Genomic DNA, 18,579 nt, shown 5'->3' with positions numbered 1-18,579 from the left:
AAAACGCAAACCAGGAGTTGCCGTTCCGAGGGGGCCGTTCCGGGGCACCGTTCCGGACGGGGCTCTGTAGGGCCGCGACGCTGCGGGGGCGCCGCTTGGTGACAGGGGTGGGCCGGACCGTCGCGCCGGCTGTGGGCTTCCTGCACCAATCTCTGCGAAATGTGCCATTCCGCCGGGGAATGTCCGCCTGCCTGCGGCCTCTGCCTTGCGTTTTCAGCTTCAAGCAGGCTTTGGATGTTTTCCAAGTTCGCAGGCGTGTCACTAGGTGATGCCTACGGATTGCGTTCTGCGTTCGAGGACGTGATGGAGCGAAGGCGGGGGGAGAAATGGCGGTTCGGTCCCCCGCCGCGGATGCATCTGGCGGAGGTGCATGCCGCACCCGACGGCGACATCGGGACCGCAATCGAGGGGGCGGGATTGAGAGCCGGCGCGAGCGCCGGATTCGGCAGGTCGGCATTCGCGGGCCGGATGCAGTGGGATGAGAATGTTGACCGGACCGTACCCGAGAATGTCGCCTCGCCTTATGGGGATTGTTCGCAGCAGCCTCGCTTTGATCGTGGCGGCGCTCGTCCTCATCGCTTCGGCCGCGCCGGGCCGCGCCGTCGAATTGAGCGAGACCGAACGCCAATGGGTGGCCGAGCATCCGACCGTCACCGTCGGTGTCGTCGCCGACAACGAGCCCTATTCGTTTTTCCGCAACGGCTCGATGATGGGCTGGACGCTCGATGTGCTCGACCGCATCGAGGTGGAAAGCGGCCTCACCTTCGTGCCGCGCATGGGCACCTGGCCGGAGATTTACGGCAATTTCCGCGCCGGCCGGCTCGAGGTCGTTGCCGACATCTCCCTGACCGAGGCCCGCCTGCCTTTCATCGCCTTCACCGATCCCTATCACCAGCGCCGCACGGTGATCTTCCAGAACGTCGACCATCCGCTCGCGCCGCCGATCGATGTGGAGGCGCTGTCGAAGAAGCGCATCGGCGTCATCAAGGACATTTATTACGGCGGCGCCCTGCGCAAGGCGGGCATCGAACCCGTCGAATACGACACCTACCGCGATCTGATGGCGGCGCTCGCCTTCGGCTGGGTCGATGCCGTGATCGCGGCGGAGATGACGGGCAATTTCTTCGCCCGCGAGAACGGCTTTTCCAATGTGGAAGCAGTCGGGCCGGTGCCGATCGCCGGCGTGTCGCTTGAAGATTTCCGCCTGGGCGTGCTGAAGGCGGAAGCCGAACATGTGGGGGGAGATGCCGGGAACGCATCGCAGAGGGCCGCTGAGGGCGTGGCGGCCGAGGCTGCGCGCGACCGCGACCGGGAGATGCTGCACGAGATTTTGGCGAAGGCCGTCGCCGCGCTGCCGACGGAAGAGCTCGCCGCCATCACCGAGCGCTGGCTCAGCTATCGCAGCGGCCGGGTGTTTTCCGCAGGGCCCCTGCGGCTTCTGCCGGAGGAGCAGCAATTCGTCGCCAATGCGCCGCCTTTGAAGGTCGGCCTCATCAGCGATTACGAGCCTTTGAGTTTCTTGCGCGACGGCAGGGGGCAGGGGTTTGCGGTCGATCTGATGCATGAGATCTCCGCCGCGACGGGGCTTGCCATGATCCCCGTCTACGACAGCGGGGCGAACATTCTGCAGGCGTTTCGCGACGGCGACATCGACATCATGAGCAACATGTCGCGCACGGCCGAGCGCGAAGACTACACGCTCTTCACGCGCGAATATCACCGCATCCCGAACGCCGTCTTCGTGCGCTCCGGCTTCGGCCTCTATCGCGGTCTCGAATCGCTCGAGGGCCACAGCGTCGGCATCGCCGAAGAGATCTATTATGCCGACGCGCTGAAGGCGCGCGTCGCCGATCTGCGCACCTACGCGACGCAGGAAGAAATCCTGCAGGCGCTGGCGCGCGGCGAGGTGGATGCGGCGATCCTGGCGCTGTCCAACGGCAGCGCCATCATCCGGCGTCTGGGGCTCATCAACATCGATATCGGCGGCGAATTTCTGATGCCGGGCGTGGAGCGCGAGGATCTGCGCTTCGGCGTGTCGCCCCGCTATCCTTATGCGCGCAGCATCATCGACCGGGCGATGAGCGCCATGTCGGCTGCGCGGTGGAACGAGCTCGAAACGCGCTGGCTCGGGCCGACCGTCGCCGGGATGGAGCGCCAGCGCCCGCTTCTGACGAGCGAAGAGCGCAGCTATCTCGATGGCAAGGGCGTCTTGAAGGTCTGCGTCGATCCTCTGACGCCGCCTTACACCTCCGTCGACACGGATGGCGATTTCACCGGCGTCGCCTCCGAGGTGATGGAGCGGCTGGCCCGCCAGGGCGGCTTTTCCTGGCAGGTGGTGCCGGTGCCGATCTGGGGCGGCGGCCTCAAGAAGGCCGAAGATTACGAATGCGACGTCCTGCCCTTCGTCACCGACAGCGCGGCGGCCGACGACCGCTGGACGTTCACGCTGCCCTATCTCGTCTTGCCGATGGCGGTGGCAAGCTCGCTCAACGAGCCGATCGTCAGCACGATGAACGATCTGGCCGGCAAGCGCGTCGGCATCGCCCCCGGCGAAAGCCCGCTGCGCGTTCTGCAGGAGCGCTATCCGAACGTTAACCTGGTGGAGGTGGCGAGCGAGGCGGAGGCTTTGACGGGCGTGCGCCAGGGCGAGCTCGACGCCGCCCTCGGCACGCTGCCGAGCCTCGGCTATCTCTTGGCCTCCAAGCGGCTTTACGACGTGAAGGTGGCCGGCCGCATTTTTGAGGATTGGCGCGCCTCGATCGCCACCCGCGCCGACGAGCCGATGCTGGCGGCGATTTTTGCAAAACTCGTCGCCGGCCTCGACGAGCAGGACGTGCAGACGATGCTGAGCCGGCAGATGCTGGTGCGCATCGACCAGCGCGTCGATTACAGCCGCCTGCTTCTCCTCGGCGGGGTGGCGCTCGTCACCCTCGTTCTCGTCGTTTACTGGAACCGCAAGCTGCGGCGCCTCAACGCCGCGCTCGAACGCGCCAACCAGAAGCTTCAGGACGTGTCGATCACCGATGCGCTGACGGGCCTCTACAACCGCCGCCATTTCGACGCGCGCGCCGCCGACGAATTCGCCCTGTGCCAGAGGAATGGCTGGCTGTTTTCGGTGGCGATGATCGATGTCGACCATTTCAAGAACGTCAACGATGCGCGCGGCCACCTCTTCGGCGATCAATGCCTGCGCCACATCGCCCGCCTGGCACGCGCAATTTTCGGCGAGGACGGCGACATTCTGGGCCGCTATGGCGGCGAGGAATTCATCATCTTCACGCTCGGCGGGGCAAGCGAGGATTTCTTCGATCGCCTGGAGCTTCTGCGCCGGCGCGTGGAAGGCGAGCCGTTTTCGACCGGCGAGGAGACCTGGCGCCTGACGATCAGTCTCGGAGGCTATGCGGCGATCCCCGCGCCGGAGGCGAAGCTCAGCGATTTCGTGCGCGAGGCCGATGCACGGCTCTACGAGGCGAAAGCGCGCGGCCGCAACCGGGTGGTGGGCGAGACGCGGGCTGACAAGGGCGCCGACGTGAAGGCGGAAGGCCGTGGGGAGATGGAGGGGGCGGAGTAGGGGGGCGCGGCTCTGATGCAGCCGTGAGACGCGCGGCTGCTGTGTTGCGACTCGGGCGGTTTCCTGCGAGGCTGACGGGGCGGGGTGAGAGCGGACGCGAACCGGCCAGTCTCGCTGAATTCGTCACCGCGCTGGGAGAGCTCGACAATCCGCTGATGCAGGGCATCCGCTTGCACGAACTCGATCGGAGGCGGCGGGGTGGTCCATGCCGACGTTTGGCACTTGATCGGCGGTTGCGCCGATGGTGTCGGCTCGGATCCTACTTCAAAGCGGGCTTCCGCTCATCGCCTGCGAGTGTCGTTCGGTCTTCGGCGAGAATGGGCCGAAAGCGGCCTGGCGGCTTTCAGTGCGGTATGGCGGAAAGCCACCATACCGCACCCGACCGGTTCCCTGTCGTTTCTGCCCGTGACGGGTCATTTCCAAGCGGACGTGTGTGGAGATTCTGCGCGGCGGCTGATTCGTCACAGTGCTACCTCATGTCGATGACCACCTTGCCGAAGGGACCGCGAGCGAGATGCGCGAAAGCGGCGGGCAATTCGGCGAGCGGATAGCGCGCGTCCACCACCGGGCGGATGCCGGCGCGGTCCACCGCCCGCACGAGGCGCTCCAGCGCGCCGCGACTGCCTGTTCCAATGCCGTGAATGGTGACGTTCTTCAGCATCAGGGGCATTGCGGCGGAGCTGAACTCGAAGCCATCAAGAGCGCCGATCTGACAGACATGGCCGCCCACGGCGGCAAGCTCGACCGATTGGCCGAGATGCGCCCCGCCGATCACCTCCAGGACGATATCGGCGCCGCGATCGCTGGTGATCCGGTAGACCTCCTCCATCCAGTCTTTCGCACCGGCATCCACGAAGTGATCCGCGCCCAGAGCGCGCACTCGCGCTTCATTGTTGGGCTGGCCGCAGACGATGACCTCCGCGCCGCTTGCCTTGGCGATCTGCAGACCAAACAGTGCGACACCGCCGGTGCTGGGGATCAGCACAGTGTCCCCTGCGCGCACCCTTACGCTTTCCGCGAGCGCCGACCACGCCGTCAGCCCGGCTACCGGCAGCGTCGCCGCTTGCCATGGTTCGAGGCTTTTGGGTGCCTTCGCAAACCAGACTTCCGGCATTGCGACATATTCGGCGAGCACGCCCGGATAATATCCACCAAGCGTCTGGTAGGCGGGAGTGCGGGCCGTGCCGGGACGAAGGCCGTCGATCCAGTCCGGCGTCGGTGTCGAGACGACCCGGTCCCCGACAGCGAACAGACAGGCTCCCTCGCCGAGAGCTGCGACTTCGCCGGCGAGATCCGATCCCGGTGTGAAGGGGAAGCGGAGCGGCAGGCCGCGCCCGGTTTCGACCACCATCTTGTCGCGGTAGTTCAATGCGACGGCTTCCGTCCGCACGAGTATCTCGCCAATGCCGGGCGTCGGCATCGGACGTTCGTGCAGTTGCAGTCGATCAAGCCCGACCGCATCGATTTCCCAGCGCTGCATTTCCGTCATGCTCATATCCTCGTTGGTCGGAGCCGGAGGCCGCCCGATCGATCGGCGATCGGTGCGCTCCGGTGTTGAGGGGAATGTGCATCCTGGAATCGTGCAGAAAAATAGTGCTAATCCGGCATCATTTGTTGCGCGGGAATGCACAATGACGCCAAGCGAGTTTGCCGAGCTGCGCGCCTTCGCACTGGTGGCGGAAGAGCGGAATTTTCGCCGCGCCGCCAAGCGGCTCGGGCTATCGCCCTCCGCCCTCAGCCGCGCCATTCGCTCGCTGGAGGAACGACTGGGAGTCCGGCTCCTCAACCGTACGACACGCAGTGTCGCGCCGACGGAGGCGGGCCAGGGCCTCTACGCCCGCATCGAACCCACCCTTGCTGAGATGGACGCCGCCCTTCGCGAGACAGGCGCCTACCAATCGCAACCCAAGGGCGTCGTGCGGATCAATCTGCCGAGCATCGCGGCCAAGCTGGTGGTGATGCCGCGCCTCGGTGCTTTCGCTGCAGCCTTTCCGGGGGTCGAGCTCGACCTCGTGATCGACAACGAGATCACCGATATCGTGGCAAGAGGCTTCGACGCCGGCGTGCGCATCGGCGGCGAAGTGAACCGGGACATGATCGCGGTGCGCCTGACGCCGGACATCCTGACGACCGTGGTCGGCTCGCCGGACTACTTTGCTGCGCACCCACCGCCAAAGACGCCACGGGACCTTTCCCGCCACCGCTGCCTCAGCTATCGGTTTGCGGGAAGCGGCGCCCTTCTACCGTGGCGCTTCGCGGGGGCCGGCAGGGCCTCGGAAACGATCGCGGTCGAGAACGCCTTCACCACCAACGATACCGATCTCCTGCTCGCAGGAGCCCTGCAGGGAATGGGCCTCGCCTTCCTGCCCGAAGACTTCGTCGCGCCGCATCTCGAACGCGGCGAACTGCTGCGGGTCCTGGCCGATTACGGCGAGGAGCTGCCAGGCTTTTATCTTTATTATTCAAATCGAACTCGGATGCCGGCTGTGTTGCGAGTCTTCATCGACTTCATCAAACTCGGGACGGATCCGGGTTCGAAGGACATTCGCGGCAGCGGAACCGCCATGCTCTAATGTGAAAGTCCGAGTTGCCGAGGCGGGACACGCGTTTGTTTAATGAGTGGAAACACGGCGGTCAGCTATCGCGTCAGCAAGGCGGGAAGCGGAATGCGGGGGCGGACGAGATCGCTTGCGCGGCTTTGCGTGAAAGAGCCGTCTCGTCATCGCCCGGCCGGGTGCCGGGCTTTCAGCCGGGTGCCGGACGATCGGTCGAACCGTGCCGGGCTGGCGACAGTCTCGGCCGTCAGGGGCCTGCCAAAGCTTGCCGATCCGCCATGCCGGCTCGCGCTTGCGCTCGGCCGGTTACGGCAAGCAAGGCGATGCCCATGGCGATGAGGCGGGCGAGCGTATCGGGCGCTCGGTCCGGTTCACCTCAGTCGATGTCGGCAAAGCGCCTCAGAAATGCGAGATATTTGGGGTCGTCGTCTTCGAAGATCTCAGAACCGCCGCCCATATAGGCGCGCATCAGGTCGTCCTTGGCTCGATCCTCGTCTCCGAGCTCGAGCGCGCATTCGCCCAGGCGGAGATGGATGAAAGGATTGCCGAGCCCGTCGGGGCCGGCAACGGCCTTGCGAAACGCGTCCCGGCACGCCGGCCAGTCACCTTCGAGGAAGAAGGCGTCTCCGCGCGCCGCCTGCAACCAGGTCCATGCCGACCATTCGCTCTTCGGTTCGGGCAGAAGGGCGACCGCTTCGTCGTATGCGGTGAGAGCGGATGCGAAGCGACCGGCCTCGGCGAATTCGTCACCGCGCCGGGAGAACGCGACAATCCGCTGATGCAGGGCCTCATCGAGTTCGGCCGCGGGGGCCGCTTGCACGAACTCGATCTGAGGCGGGGGTGTGGCGGGGTCGTCCATGACGGTTCTGGCACTCGATTGGCGGTTGCGGCGATGGTGTCGGCTCGATCGGCAGGTCTGTCATGGCCGGTCCAGGCTATGCCGCGAGGGCAACCGCAGCCTCGCGGTACGAATGAAGCGGGCGACCGAGAAGGCCGACAAGACGCTCGCGGTCGCCTTCGTCCGGGATCATGCCGTCGCTGACGTAGCGCTCGGCCATCAGACGCATTTCGTAGGCGGTCCACTTCGGCATGGTGGCCGCCATGTTCGCTTCGAAGCCACTCGGATCATCCCCGCCATAGACAACAGGTCGTCCGAGCACGTCGGTCCAAATCTGCGCGATGTTCGAGCCCGTCAACGTGTCCGGGCCGACCAGGTTGATGGTCTTCATCGGCAACGGACCGGATGCCTCCTCGCGGCGCATGAGTTCGATGGCGGCGGCCCCGGCGATATCGCGGGTGTCCACCATGGCAACGCCCTTGCTGCCGATCGGCATCGGGTAGACGCCGTGCTGAAGGATGACGTCCCGCACCATGACTTCGTTGTCGATGAAGTAGGTCGGCCGCAGGATCGTGGCGCCGAAGCCCATCGTTTCGAGCATCCGCTCGGCGCCGTACTTCACGGCGAAATGAGGAACGTTGACGGCACGATCGGCGTCGAACACCGAAAGGTAGACGACACGATCGACGCCGGCCTCGCGGGCGATGTTCAGCGCGATGATGGCTTGCGTGAACTCGTCCCCGGTGACCGCATTCAGCAGAAAGAACGAGGTGACGCCAGAGAAGGCGGCGCGCAGGGCGTCAATGTCGAGAAGATCGCCCTTCACGACCTCGACGCGGTCGTCGAAATCGGCCTTGGCGGGATCGCGGGTGAGGACGCGAACTTTCGCGCCGCGCTCGACGAGTTCACGAACGAGATGCCGGCCGACACGGCCGGTGGCTGCGGTGACGAGAATGGTCATGTTCTTGGCTCCGTTTGGGTTTCAAGCCGTTTGGCTAGGACCCAAATTAGCGATCCATTTATGCGCCAATAGCCGCTATATTAAGACCCTCTGTCTCGCTGGTGGAACACATGGATCTCCTCGCTCTCGCCGACTTCAACCTCGTGGCCAGGCATGGAGGGTTCGGAAAAGCCGCCCGCGCCTCCGGGCGTGCGAAAGCGACATTGTCGCGACGCGTCGCGGAATTGGAAGCCGCGCTGGCCTTGCGTCTGTTCGAACGGGGAGCTCGCGACCTCAAGCTGACCGAGGAAGGACGTGCGATTCACGAGCGGACGTCGGCGCTGCTCAGTGATCTGGAGGAGACGACCGCGGCGATCGCCTCGGGGGGCGGGGCAGTGCGCGGTCGGCTTCGCATCAGCGCACCGCTTCTGTTCTCGCAGATGGTCATGGGCCGACTGGCTGCGCAACTTGCGCTCAGATACCCGGACCTGCGGCTCGAAGTGACCTCCGACGATCGCCCGGTCGACATGATCGAGGAAGGCTACGATCTCGTCATTCGGGTGAACCCGGCCCCCGACGAAAGCCTGGTGGGGCGCGCCTTTCTGCGCGATCGGCTGGTTGTCGCGGCGAGCCCGTCGATGAAGCAGCCGGGCGACGGTGACGTCCTTCCCGTCGTGATCCATGTATCTTCCGGGCAGAACGGAACCTGGGAGATGGCAACGTTGCAAGGGCGACGCACAATGGCGACCGAACCGGTGCTTCGCCTGTCGTCACTGCCGATGGTTCGCGACGTGATCCTTGCGGGGGTCGGCGCGGCCAAGCTTCCCATCTCGCTCGTGAAACGGGATTTTGACGAGGGCAGGCTCGTTCATTGGGGCGACGTACCAGGCTCTGAGATCGCACTCTGGGCGCTCTATCCGTCGCGGCGTCTTCTCAGTGCTCGGGTCTCCGCGTTCCTCGATCTCCTGAAGGAAGCGTTTCCCACCGGCAGCTCAGACGAATTGGCCGTCTATAGCGCACATTGACCCTCGGCTCGAAAACGAAGTCCGCGTCTCAGTCGGTGCAACCTCGAACCAGGCGGTCCGCCCGCCACCCTTTTACGACGTCGCCCAGGCGATTTCGTGGTGTCTCAGAGCCCGGCGGCGTCGCTGCGGTTGATGTGGTTGTCGAACCGGGCCGCGAGGTCTTTCGGCCGCGCGTTGCTGTCGTCGAGGGAGCGGAGGTGGATCGGAGCTCTTCTTTCATCGCTTCAATGCCATCAATTGCGCGTCGCAGATCTCCAGGCAGATGGTGTCGTGGCGACGCTCGCCTTGAAGGCGCGTGCAAAATGGCTCTGGCTGGAGAAGCCGCAGGCCGCGGCGATTTGCACGAGAGGGTCGGTGCCGCGCAGCAGCTCCTTGGCACGGTCGATGCGCCGTTCGGTGATCCAGGCGTGCAGGGCCATGCCGCGCGAGGCGCGGAACATCCGGTGGAGGTGGAAAGGCGAAAGACCCGCGAGCGCGGCAAGGTCCGGCAGGCGGATCGTCGCGTCGAGATGTGAGCCGATATAATCGTCGATGCGGCGCAGGATATGGGGGGCGAGCCCGCCGCGCAGAGAAATCCGGCGAGAGCCGATCTGCCCGACGATTTCGGCCATGGCGGCGTCGGCGAAGAGGATGTCGCCGGCGTCGGCCGCGCGGGCCAGGGCATAGAGCGGTGCGGCCAAGGCCGGCATCTCGGCGAAGGTGATTTCCGGCAGGTCGAGCCGGCGGGCGTCGCAATCGTGAATGCGCGAGAAGTCGGCACGAAGACGGTCGTCGGGCAGGTAGAGATGCACGAAGCTGGAGGACGTCGTGATCTCCCAGTGCGAACTCTGCCCGTCGGGGAAGATGCAGACCGCGCCAGGCCAGCCGCGCGCGCCGCGCCCGTCGACGCGCCGCGTGCCGGTGCCGCCTTCGAGGTAGAGGCTGAAGGCATGGCCTCGCGCCCCATCGTAGGAGACGCGGTCGTCGTGATTCTCCCAGATCGTGACGCCGCGGCCCCCGCCAAGATCGAGCGTCGCGGCCGCGCGGGCGACCGGAGAGCCGAGAAGGAAATCGCGAACAGAGGCCATGAGCTCCTCTAGGCCAGCCGTGCACGGCAGGGAATGGCCGGATCGCAATCCGCCGCAAGATCGTGCAAGAGGCCGGAGCGGGGACGGCGTAGATGACGCGCCACAGGAGCGTCAGATGACCACCCCATTCCTCTTCGTCGCGACCGTTCTCGTCTGGGGAACGACGTGGATCGCCATCGCTGCGCAGGTCGGCGACGTTCCCGTCACCGTCTCGATTTTTTACCGCTTCGCCCTGGCCGGAGTGTTGATGCTCGCCGGCCTTGCGGTGATGCGCCGCCTGCGAAGGCCGGCCGTCTGGCGGTTCGTCGTGGTGCAGGCGCTCTGTCTTTTCTGCCTGAACTTCGTGGGGCTCTACACCGCAACGTCGCTCGTGCCCTCGGGCCTCGTCTCGGTAATCTTTTCGCTGGCCTCGATCTTCAACTCCATCAATGCGCGGCTCTTCTTCGGCGAGAGGATCAGCCGGCAGACGGTGCTGGCCGGAGCCTTGGGCGTCACGGGCGTCGTCTGTCTCTTCTGGCCGGACATCGACATGGGCGGGGGCGCCGAGACTTTGCGCGGCATCGGCTGGGCCGTGCTCGGCACGGCGTTCTTCTCCTGGGGCAATATGGCCTCGCGGCAGAACACGCGTCTCGGCATCACCCCCGTCACCGCGAATGCCTGGGGCATGGGGATCGGGGCGCTGTGCCTTCTCGCGATACTGACCGCGACGGGACAGCCGCTGGTCATGCCTTTAGGAGGCGTCTACTGGACGGCGCTGCTCTATCTCGCGATTGTCGGCTCCATCGTCGGGTTCACCTCATATCTCATGCTGGTCGCCCGCATCGGATCGGCGAAAGCGGGCTACGCCACCGTTCTCTTCCCGATCGTCGCGCTCGCCGCATCGACCCTCTTCGAGGGGTATGTGTGGACCCCGATATCGATCCTGGGCATAGCGCTTGCGGTCGTCGGAAACGTCGTCATGTTCTGGAGACGGTGAGCACGGCATGACGAACGCGGGTTTTGCTCGCGTCGCTGACGACGTGCGACCGACGCCCCCCCCCCGAAGCCCAATGACGCGCGGCTGCTGCGCGAAAGCAGCGGGCGACCCCTTCGAGGGATGACGCAAATCGGGCCGATGTCCGATTTGAGGGGGCGACGACCGCGACGTCAACGAGCAGCGAGCGCATGCCTGCACTCCCGCGCCTCCCACAAAAAAGCCCCGGCCACAGGGGCCGGGGCGGAGCTCCCGCAAGGAGCTTGAAACGCATTGAGCCGACGACCTGGTCGGCCGAAAAACCGATGTCGCGGCTTCGTAAAACCCGACGACGTCGTCCCAGTCGACGAAGGCGTCGAACCAGGCCTCGCGTCCTTTGCCGGATTCCGTCTTCGCCACGGGCCGCGCCCGCCTGTCAGCCTGTCCGCTGGCCCCGACGCGGCGCGGAACTCGGCCGGGGAGCATGTGTTGAATGGGCGAGGACGGACTTCGAGACCGCAGTGGCATCCGGCCGCTCTGACGGCCTTGGCCGCCGCGTGCCCGCCTCTCTCGCATCGAAGAACCACAAGCGACCATGACTGAAACACGCCGCCTTTTTCTGAGCCTTGCCGCAGCCCTCCTCATTCCCCTCCTTGCCGGCTGTGACGGCTTTCCCAAAGACATCGCCGGGACCATGCAGAACGTGAAGGAGAGGGGCGTGCTGCATGCCGGCATCGTGGCCGACGGTCCGGCGGAGGGCGAGGAGCGCGCGCTCGCCGAACGGGTCGCGCAGGCAGCATACGTCAAAGCGGAGTTCGAGATCGGCAGCGACGAAGTTCTTCTGCGCCGGCTCGAGGACGGCGACATCGACCTCGTCCTGGGGGAGTTCGCCAAGGCCTCGCCCTGGAAGAAGCGGGTGGCCTTTACCGCGCCGGCGGAAGCGAAATCGCCGTCTGCGCATGAGCCTGTGCTGCGGGCCGCCGTGCGGCCGGGCGAAAACCGCTGGCTGATGTTCGTTCAGAAGACCTTGAGGCAGAAGACCCTGAGGCAGAAGGCCTGAGACAGGAGGACCGCGATGCCGCCGGTGCCGGATAAGCTGAAGTCGGACCTGAACCGAGCCATCCACCTTGAATGGTGGACGCTCGGGTGGCAGGCCTCGATCGTCGTCATCATGTTTCTCGTCATGGGATCGAGCCAGGCGATGAAATCGGCCTGGACGGAGGATCTTCTCGGCCTGTTGCCCGCAACCGTGTTCCTGCTCGCCGTGCATTTCGAACGGAAAGCTCCGAACCGGAGGTTTCCCTACGGCTTCCAGCGCGTCAACAGCCTCGCCTTTCTCGCCTCCTCGAGCGTGCTCGCCTTCATGGGGCTTTATCTCCTTTACGATTCCGGCAGCAAACTCATCGCCATGGAGCATCCGACGCTTGGTCCCCTGGAGGTGTTCGGGAAGACCATCTGGATCGGCTGGGCGATGATGGCAGCGCTCGCCTATTCGGTCGTGCCGCCGGTCATCCTCGGGCGGCTGAAGAAGCCGATCGCCGAGCGGCTCAAGGACAAGGTGCTGCACACCGATGCGCTGATGCAGAAGGCCGACTGGATGACGGGCGTGGCGGGCATTCTCGGCATCGTCGGCGTCGGCTTCGGCCTGTGGTGGGCGGATTCCGCCGCGGCGGCCCTGATCGCCTTCGACATCGTTCACGACGGCTATCGTGCCGCGCGCGTGGCGATGGCGGAGCTCATCGACGGGATGCCCCGCGAACTCGGCGGTACGGCCATTGCGGACGACGCAAAGGCCTTGCGTGAGGGGCTCCAAGAGCGCTTTCCGGAAGCGGAGGTGCGGCTTCGCGAGACAGGCCGCTACATCGCCGCCGAGGTGGTCGGCGCAGAGGCGCCGACAAAGGCGGTTGCCCTGAAGGATTACTGGGCGGGAGATCCGGACCGCGCATGGCGTCTCGCCAATCTCTCTTTCGCGCCCCGTGAGGGGGCTTGAAGCCGGGTTCGGTGGGGGGCTTGCGACAAAGCGGGTGGCTGAGCTTTGCGTCTGCGGGGCTTGCCTGCCTCATTCTCGCGCTCGCGGCTCTCTCCTGTCTGCCGCTGGTGAGAAGCGATACCTGGTGGGTCCGCTATGCGGACTTTCCGCGCCTGCAATTCGCCATCGCGCTTGCCGCGCTTCTTTGCGTCTATCTGAGCATCTTTCTGGTACGGCGGGGCGGGAGCTGGAAGTCTGCCTCGGTCGTCGCCGGGCTCACGCTTCTCGTCATCGCCTGGCACGCGGAAACGCTTTATCCCTATAGCGGGCTCGGCGCACCGTCCGCCATCGGTGCGGAGGCCTGTCCAGGCGGTGCGACGCTCAAGGTGATGGTTGCCAATGTGCAAAAGCGCAACGAAGAGGCCGATGCCTTCCGCCGCCTCGTCTCCGACGCCGATCCCGATCTCCTGCTGATCCTGGAGACGGATCGGTGGTGGGACCGGCATCTGGCGCCGCTGGAGCAGAGCTTCTCAGATCACGTGCAGTACATTCCCGAGGACGAGGGCGCCTTCGGGCTGCATTTCTTCTCGAAGAAGGCTCTGGCCTCTCATGAGTTTCGCTTTTTCTTCGGTGTCGATACGCCGACGCTGTTCGCCGATGTGAGGCTCCCCGGGGCTGCGAACGTGCAGTTCATCGGCCTGCATCCGCACCCGCCGCTCGCCTGGTCGCAACCGGCGAGCCTGCGCGACGGTTCGATCCTGAAGGCGGCACTCGAGGCCCGTTCTTCTCAGGACGCCAGCATCCTGGCGGGCGATTTCAATGCGGTGCCCTGGGAGGGCGTGACGCGGCGCGCGGCACGGGGGGGCGGGCTCCTCGACCCGAGGATCGGACGCGGCTTCTATGCGAGCTTCAAGGCCGGCAATCCGGTTATCTCCTGGCCTCTCGACCAGATCCTTTTCCAGGATTCGTTCACGCTTGAAGGTTTCAAGGTGCTGCCGGGTTTTGGTTCCGACCATTTCCCGGTCATGGCCGAACTTTGCTATCGACCGGATCGCTCCGGGGGCGAGAGCGCGCCCGAGCTGCAGCCGGACGATCTTCAGGACGTGCAAGCCTCTTTCGAGGCCGCAAGGCGCGCCAAGTCGGAGTGACAACGTAGCCGCCGGCGCCCGCAGCTCGTCACAAGCCGGATCCCCACAAAAAAGCCCCGGCCACAGAGGGCCGGGGCAGAGCTCCCGCAAGGAGCTTGAAACTTAATGAGCCGACGGCTGCGTCAGCCGGCGGCCTGTTCAGCCGAAAAGCTTATTTCGCGGCTTCGTAGAGCTCGGCGACGTAGTCCCAGTTGACGAGGTTGTCGAACCAGGCCTCGAGGTATTTCGGCCGCGCGTTGCGGTAGTCGATGTAATAGGAATGCTCCCACACATCGACGCCGAGGAGCGGCGTGGCGCCATGGACGAGCGGGTTCTCGCCGTTCGGCGTGTTCATGACGGAGAGCTTGCCGTCCTTCATGGCGAGCCACGCCCAGCCGGAGCCGAACTGGCCCTTGCCGGCGTCGATGAACTTCGACCGGAACTCGTCGAAGGAGCCGAGGTCGGACTGGATCTGCGAGGCGAGCCCCCCCGGCAGCGAGGTGCCGCCGCCGCCGGCCTTCATCCACTTCCAGAAATGGATGTGGTTGTAGAACTGCCCGGCCTGGTTGAAGAGCTTCGGGTTGTCGGTGTGGCTCTTCTTGACGATCTCCTCAAGGTCCATGTTCTCGTATTCGGTGCCTTTGATGAGGTCGTTCATCGTCGTGCAATAAGCGTTGTGGTGCTTATCGTGATGATATTCGAGCGTCTCCGCCGACATATGGGGGGCGAGCGCGTCGTAGGAATAGGGCAGGTCCGGCAGGGTGAATGCCATCGATCCATCTCCTTGTCTTGAAATTGCAGTCGGGTGCGTAGTCAACACGACCGGCCCGGGGCCGGTTCCAGGCTACATAAGGGGGTCGGTCTCTTTGACAACGGCTTTCCGCAAGGGAAGGTGTCCGGTGCCAGACTTCTGTGCGGCCTTCTCAGCCTCTCGGCCGCTTGTCCCGGCAGGGCCGCATCGCTAACGTCCCGGGCACCATCGAGCGGCCGAGGGAATCGAATCGGATATGGCGCAGAAATTCCACGTCCTGGGAGCACTTCTCGCTTCCGTGTGTTTTGCTGGAACGACACAAGCATCTGAGTTTACGGGGGTTTTGAACGAGGCGGCGAGTGTCGCCGGCGAGCGTCACGGCGCGCCTCCGACCTTGGTGAAAACGCCCCTTCTGCGTCTGGCGCAGGCCGATATCTCCGTCACGCCGGCGGAGGAGAGCGAGGCGACGGGCGGCGAAACGGCGCCTGAAAAGGCCGCCGACACGGACAGAGATGCGGCCGGCGACGAGGTCGCCGAAGAGCCTGCCGGCGAGACCGCCGGCGAGGCCGCCGACGAGCTCAACGATAAGGACGGCGCGGCCGATTCCGCCGGGGCGGAAAAAGGTGCCGCAGACGGCGCGAAAAGCGAGACGCCCGAGGGCGAAGCCTCAGACAGTGAGGCCTCGGAGAGCGAAGCCTCCGGTGGGGCAGAGAGCGCGCCGGCCGAGATGAAGGCGGAAGACGCCCCCGAAGCCGACAGTGCGCCCGCAGCGGCCGAAAGCCCGGCGGAAGACGGCCTTTCGACGGAAGACGGGGCGGGACCGGCTGAGGATACGGTGCCGGCTGAGGGCGAAGGCGCGGATGCGGCCTGTGCCGGGGCGGAAGAGGCCTTTGCCAAGGCGATCGGCGAGGACGGCGCGGATGCGCTCGAAGCCTATGTGGAGGATTTTCCGGACTGCAGCCTGAGCGATGTCGCGCGCACGGAGATCGACCGGCGCGAGGCGGCGGCAGAAGAGGTGGAGCGCGTCTCGCGCGACGCCGAAAGCCGCATCTCCGACATGGAGAAGAAGCTTCAGGAGGAGACCCGAAAAGGGGCCGCGACCGCCGCGGAAAATCAGGCGCCCTTCCTGGCGCTCGCCTGCGATACGCTCGCCGCCTCTCCGGAAGATCCCGAAAGGCCGGCGGATGTGCCGGGCGTGCCGTTCGCCATCCTCGATGCGCCGCGCGCGATCGAGGCCTGCGAGACGGCGCTCGCCGCCAATCCCGATGAGCCGCGGCTCGAGTTTCAGCTCGGCTACGCGCTCGACAAGGCCGGGCGCGACGATGAGGCGATGGAGCATTACCGCAAGGCGGCCGATGCCGATTACACCCATGCCTGGACGCTGATCGGCACGATGTACGATTTCGGCGAGGGCGTGCCGGAAGACGACGCGGAGGCGATCACCTGGTACCGCCGCGCGGCGGAAGCGGGGGATGCGCTGGCGCAGCGTTATCTCGGCACGAAGTATCGCAACGGCGAAGGCATCGAGGAGAATTGGGAGGAGGCCGCGAAATGGTATGGCCTCGCCGCCGAACAGGGTGACGCTTTTGCGCTGAACGAGATGGGCTGGCTCTATGAGACCGGTCGCATCGTCGAGCAGGACGACGTCAAGGCGGCGACCTACTACCGGCAGGCGGCGGAGAAGGGCAACCGCACGGCGCAGCACAATCTGGGCCTTGCCTATCTCTACGGCCGCGGCGTGGCGCAGGACCCGGTGACGGGTGCCCTGTGGCTGTCGCGCGCCGCGGAAGCGGGCGACACGGATTCGCAGAGCGAGCTTGCCGGCCTCTACCGCGAAGGCCGCGGCGTCGACAAAGATCCGGAGCTCGCGCTCACCTGGCTGCGGCGGGCGGCTGACGCCGGCAACGCCTCGGCGCAGAACGAGCTCGGCCTTGCCTATGAGCGCGGCGACGGCGTGGACAAAGACATGGTCCAGGCGGCGCGCTGGTACCGCAAGGCGGCGCTCGCCGGCGAGGGCTCGGCGCAGAACAATCTCGGCGTTCTCTACCGCGACGGCAACGGCCTGCCGCAGGACGACGAGAAGGCGGTTTCGTGGCTGCAAAAGGCGGCCGACCAGGGCAACGCCGTGGCGCTCGCCAATCTCGCCTTCATGTACATGGAAGGCGGCAACGGCGTTGAGGCGGACCCGCTGCGCGCCGCCAATTTGATGCTGGAAGCCTTGGCACAGGGCGAAGAGAGGGCTGAACGGCTCCTGATCGACGACAATGCCCGCGGCCAGCCCGCCGCCTTCCGGCGCGCCGTGCAGGAGAGGCTGCAGGACAAGGGGCTTTATAACGGCCCGATCGACGGCATTCTGGGGCGCGGCACGCAGGCAGCCTTGCGCCGCTACCAGGAGCTGCGCGGCTGAGACGAATCCCGAGGCGCTTCGGCGCCTCGGCCTTTCTTGTGAGCCCCGGGGTCTTTTGTGGGCCTCGGTTTTTTTGTGCCCCGGGGTTTTTTGTGCATGCGAGCGTCGGGCGGTCTCGCCCGTCAGGTCCCGTCGGCGGGAACAAGCCGTGTCGTGGCGACGCCGAAGATGGCGGCGATGAACATGACGAGGCAGATCGCGCCGAAGACGAGGCTGCCGGCAAAGAGGCCGAAGGCGTTCGACGCAAAGCCCATCGACAGAACGGCGAGCCCGGCCGTGCCGTAGCCGCCGAGGAAGAAGGTGGCGTTGACGGAGCCGAGGATTTCTTCCGGCGTGTGCCGATTGACGAGCTGCACGCCCGTATATTGCCCGACGCTCTGAGCGATGCCGGCCGCCGCCGCGGCGAGTGCGAAGAGCGGCAGCGACACTGAAAGTTCGCTCAAGAGCACGAGAGCGAGGCTTGAAAGCGCCAGCGCCAGGCTGAGCCAGGCGGAGCGCCACACCGTCAATTTGCGCGCAAAGATGCCGCCCAAACCGCCTGAGGCAAAGACCAGAAAGGCGGCGGCGCCGGCGACGATCGGGCTGTCGTTGTGGAGAAGATCGGCGAGCATGGAGGGCGCGAGCGAGATGAAGAGCGCAGAGAGCGCGAACGGCCCGGCAAAGATGACGATCGCCGTCACAAGGATGGGCCGGTTATCGGACGGCAGGCGCGGCATTTGCCAGATGCGCGAGCTTTGGGACGGTCGCCGGAGCGGCGGCAGAGTGCGGGCGAGGACGAGAAGGAGCGCCGCGAGCAGGCCGGCGAGGAGGACGAAGACGAGGCGGCTCGGGGCGGGGGCGAAGCTTGCAAGCGCGCCGGCGGTCAAGGGGCCGAGGCCGAAGCCGAGAACGACCGATAAAGTGGCGTAAAGCGAGATATGGCCGATGCCGCGCCGGCGCCCGGCGAGGAGAATGGCCGCCGTTCCAGCGCTGACGCAGCCGCCGGAGGCAAGCCCGATCAAAAAGCGCGCGACGCACAAGACGGCGACATTGGGCGCGAAGGCGAAAAGAAGCGCGGCCGCAACCGCAAGCACGAGCGCCGGCAGAAGCACGAGGCGCGGGCCATAGAGGTCGGAAAGCCGGCCGCAGCACAACAGCGCGAGCAAGACACCGAGATTGTAGAAGACGAAGATGACGCCGATCGTGCCCGGCGCGAAACCCATCGCATGCTGCCAGATCGGATAGATCGGCACCGGCGCATTGGCGGCCGCGAAGACGACGAGAACCGCCGCCATCAGGGCGAAGAGCGGCAGGGTGTGTTCTGCAGATGCGGCGGAAGGGGCGGCGGCACCGGCGGGGGGCGTGGCCGGCGGCTGGGACGAAGGGCGCATGGCGGGA

Annotated in this window: 14 protein-coding genes; 8 read left to right on the top strand and 6 right to left on the bottom strand. The window is 65.8% G+C overall.

Annotated elements, in window-relative coordinates; genetic code table 11:
• Nucleotides 1-508: 508 nt before the first annotated feature.
• Nucleotides 509-3,571: a transporter substrate-binding domain-containing protein gene (locus NYQ83_RS06060; protein WP_261213302.1), complete on the top strand. Its 3,063-nt coding sequence runs from the start codon at nt 509-511 to the stop codon at nt 3,569-3,571.
• 469 nt (nt 3,572-4,040) lie between these two features.
• Here NYQ83_RS06060 and NYQ83_RS06055 read toward each other — a convergent pair whose 3' ends face one another.
• The gene (locus NYQ83_RS06055) at nt 4,041-5,060 is read right to left on the bottom strand and encodes a zinc-dependent alcohol dehydrogenase family protein (protein WP_128292544.1); all 1,020 of its coding nucleotides are present in this window, start codon (nt 5,058-5,060) and stop codon (nt 4,041-4,043) included.
• A 142-nt stretch (nt 5,061-5,202) separates the two neighbouring features.
• On the opposite strand from NYQ83_RS06055, the gene NYQ83_RS06050 reads away from it, so the two are divergent.
• On the top strand, nt 5,203-6,144 hold the full coding sequence (locus NYQ83_RS06050; RefSeq protein ID WP_128292545.1) for a LysR family transcriptional regulator: 942 nt from the start codon (nt 5,203-5,205) through the stop codon (nt 6,142-6,144).
• A 358-nt stretch (nt 6,145-6,502) separates the two neighbouring features.
• Here NYQ83_RS06050 and NYQ83_RS06045 read toward each other — a convergent pair whose 3' ends face one another.
• Both NYQ83_RS06045 and NYQ83_RS06040 read right to left on the bottom strand, forming a co-directional pair.
• Nucleotides 6,503-6,985 carry a tetratricopeptide repeat protein gene (locus tag NYQ83_RS06045; RefSeq protein WP_128292546.1) on the bottom strand — a complete coding sequence of 161 codons (483 nt, stop codon included), beginning with the start codon at nt 6,983-6,985 and terminating at the stop codon, nt 6,503-6,505.
• Between the two features lie 76 nt (nt 6,986-7,061).
• Complete coding sequence (locus tag NYQ83_RS06040) at nt 7,062-7,925, bottom strand: NmrA/HSCARG family protein (RefSeq protein ID WP_261213297.1); 864 nt, start codon at nt 7,923-7,925, stop codon at nt 7,062-7,064.
• Nucleotides 7,926-8,035: 110 nt separating this feature from the next.
• Between NYQ83_RS06040 and NYQ83_RS06035 the strand changes: the two genes are divergently transcribed.
• Nucleotides 8,036-8,929 carry a LysR family transcriptional regulator gene (locus NYQ83_RS06035; protein ID WP_261213295.1) on the top strand — a complete coding sequence of 298 codons (894 nt, stop codon included), beginning with the start codon at nt 8,036-8,038 and terminating at the stop codon, nt 8,927-8,929.
• 233 nt (nt 8,930-9,162) lie between these two features.
• On the opposite strand, the gene NYQ83_RS06030 is transcribed toward NYQ83_RS06035, so the two are convergent.
• A complete protein-coding gene (locus tag NYQ83_RS06030) occupies nt 9,163-9,996 on the bottom strand; it encodes a helix-turn-helix transcriptional regulator (protein ID WP_261213293.1) in 834 nt (277 codons plus the stop codon).
• Nucleotides 9,997-10,111: 115 nt separating this feature from the next.
• On the opposite strand from NYQ83_RS06030, the gene NYQ83_RS06025 reads away from it, so the two are divergent.
• The 4 genes from NYQ83_RS06025 to NYQ83_RS06010 all read left to right on the top strand — a co-directional run bounded on the left by NYQ83_RS06025 (nt 10,112) and on the right by NYQ83_RS06010 (nt 14,065).
• Complete coding sequence (locus tag NYQ83_RS06025; RefSeq protein WP_261213292.1) at nt 10,112-10,972, top strand: DMT family transporter; 861 nt, start codon at nt 10,112-10,114, stop codon at nt 10,970-10,972.
• A gap of 571 nt (nt 10,973-11,543) precedes the next feature.
• Nucleotides 11,544-12,008 carry a hypothetical protein gene (locus tag NYQ83_RS06020; protein WP_261213290.1) on the top strand — a complete coding sequence of 155 codons (465 nt, stop codon included), beginning with the start codon at nt 11,544-11,546 and terminating at the stop codon, nt 12,006-12,008.
• 15 nt (nt 12,009-12,023) lie between these two features.
• On the top strand, nt 12,024-12,938 hold the full coding sequence (locus tag NYQ83_RS06015; RefSeq protein ID WP_261213288.1) for a cation diffusion facilitator family transporter: 915 nt from the start codon (nt 12,024-12,026) through the stop codon (nt 12,936-12,938).
• 20 nt (nt 12,939-12,958) lie between these two features.
• Nucleotides 12,959-14,065, top strand: coding sequence for an endonuclease/exonuclease/phosphatase family protein (locus NYQ83_RS06010; RefSeq protein WP_261213286.1), 1,107 nt, complete (start codon nt 12,959-12,961; stop codon nt 14,063-14,065).
• A gap of 151 nt (nt 14,066-14,216) precedes the next feature.
• Here NYQ83_RS06010 and NYQ83_RS06005 read toward each other — a convergent pair whose 3' ends face one another.
• Nucleotides 14,217-14,816: a superoxide dismutase gene (locus NYQ83_RS06005; protein WP_234630519.1), complete on the bottom strand. Its 600-nt coding sequence runs from the start codon at nt 14,814-14,816 to the stop codon at nt 14,217-14,219.
• A gap of 235 nt (nt 14,817-15,051) precedes the next feature.
• Here NYQ83_RS06005 and NYQ83_RS06000 point away from each other — a divergent pair, with 235 nt between their 5' ends.
• Nucleotides 15,052-17,202 carry a peptidoglycan-binding protein gene (locus NYQ83_RS06000; protein WP_261213283.1) on the top strand — a complete coding sequence of 717 codons (2,151 nt, stop codon included), beginning with the start codon at nt 15,052-15,054 and terminating at the stop codon, nt 17,200-17,202.
• Between the two features lie 122 nt (nt 17,203-17,324).
• Here NYQ83_RS06000 and NYQ83_RS05995 read toward each other — a convergent pair whose 3' ends face one another.
• Nucleotides 17,325-18,572 carry an MFS transporter gene (locus tag NYQ83_RS05995; RefSeq protein ID WP_261213281.1) on the bottom strand — a complete coding sequence of 416 codons (1,248 nt, stop codon included), beginning with the start codon at nt 18,570-18,572 and terminating at the stop codon, nt 17,325-17,327.
• Nucleotides 18,573-18,579: the final 7 nt, after the last annotated feature.

Origin of the sequence: Afifella sp. JA880 (genome assembly GCF_025379905.1) — a bacterium.
GTDB lineage: Bacteria > Pseudomonadota > Alphaproteobacteria > Rhizobiales > Afifellaceae > Afifella > Afifella aestuarii.
The sequence above is the reverse complement of the archived record's forward strand: the minus strand, read 5'-3'. Positions and strand labels throughout refer to the sequence as shown.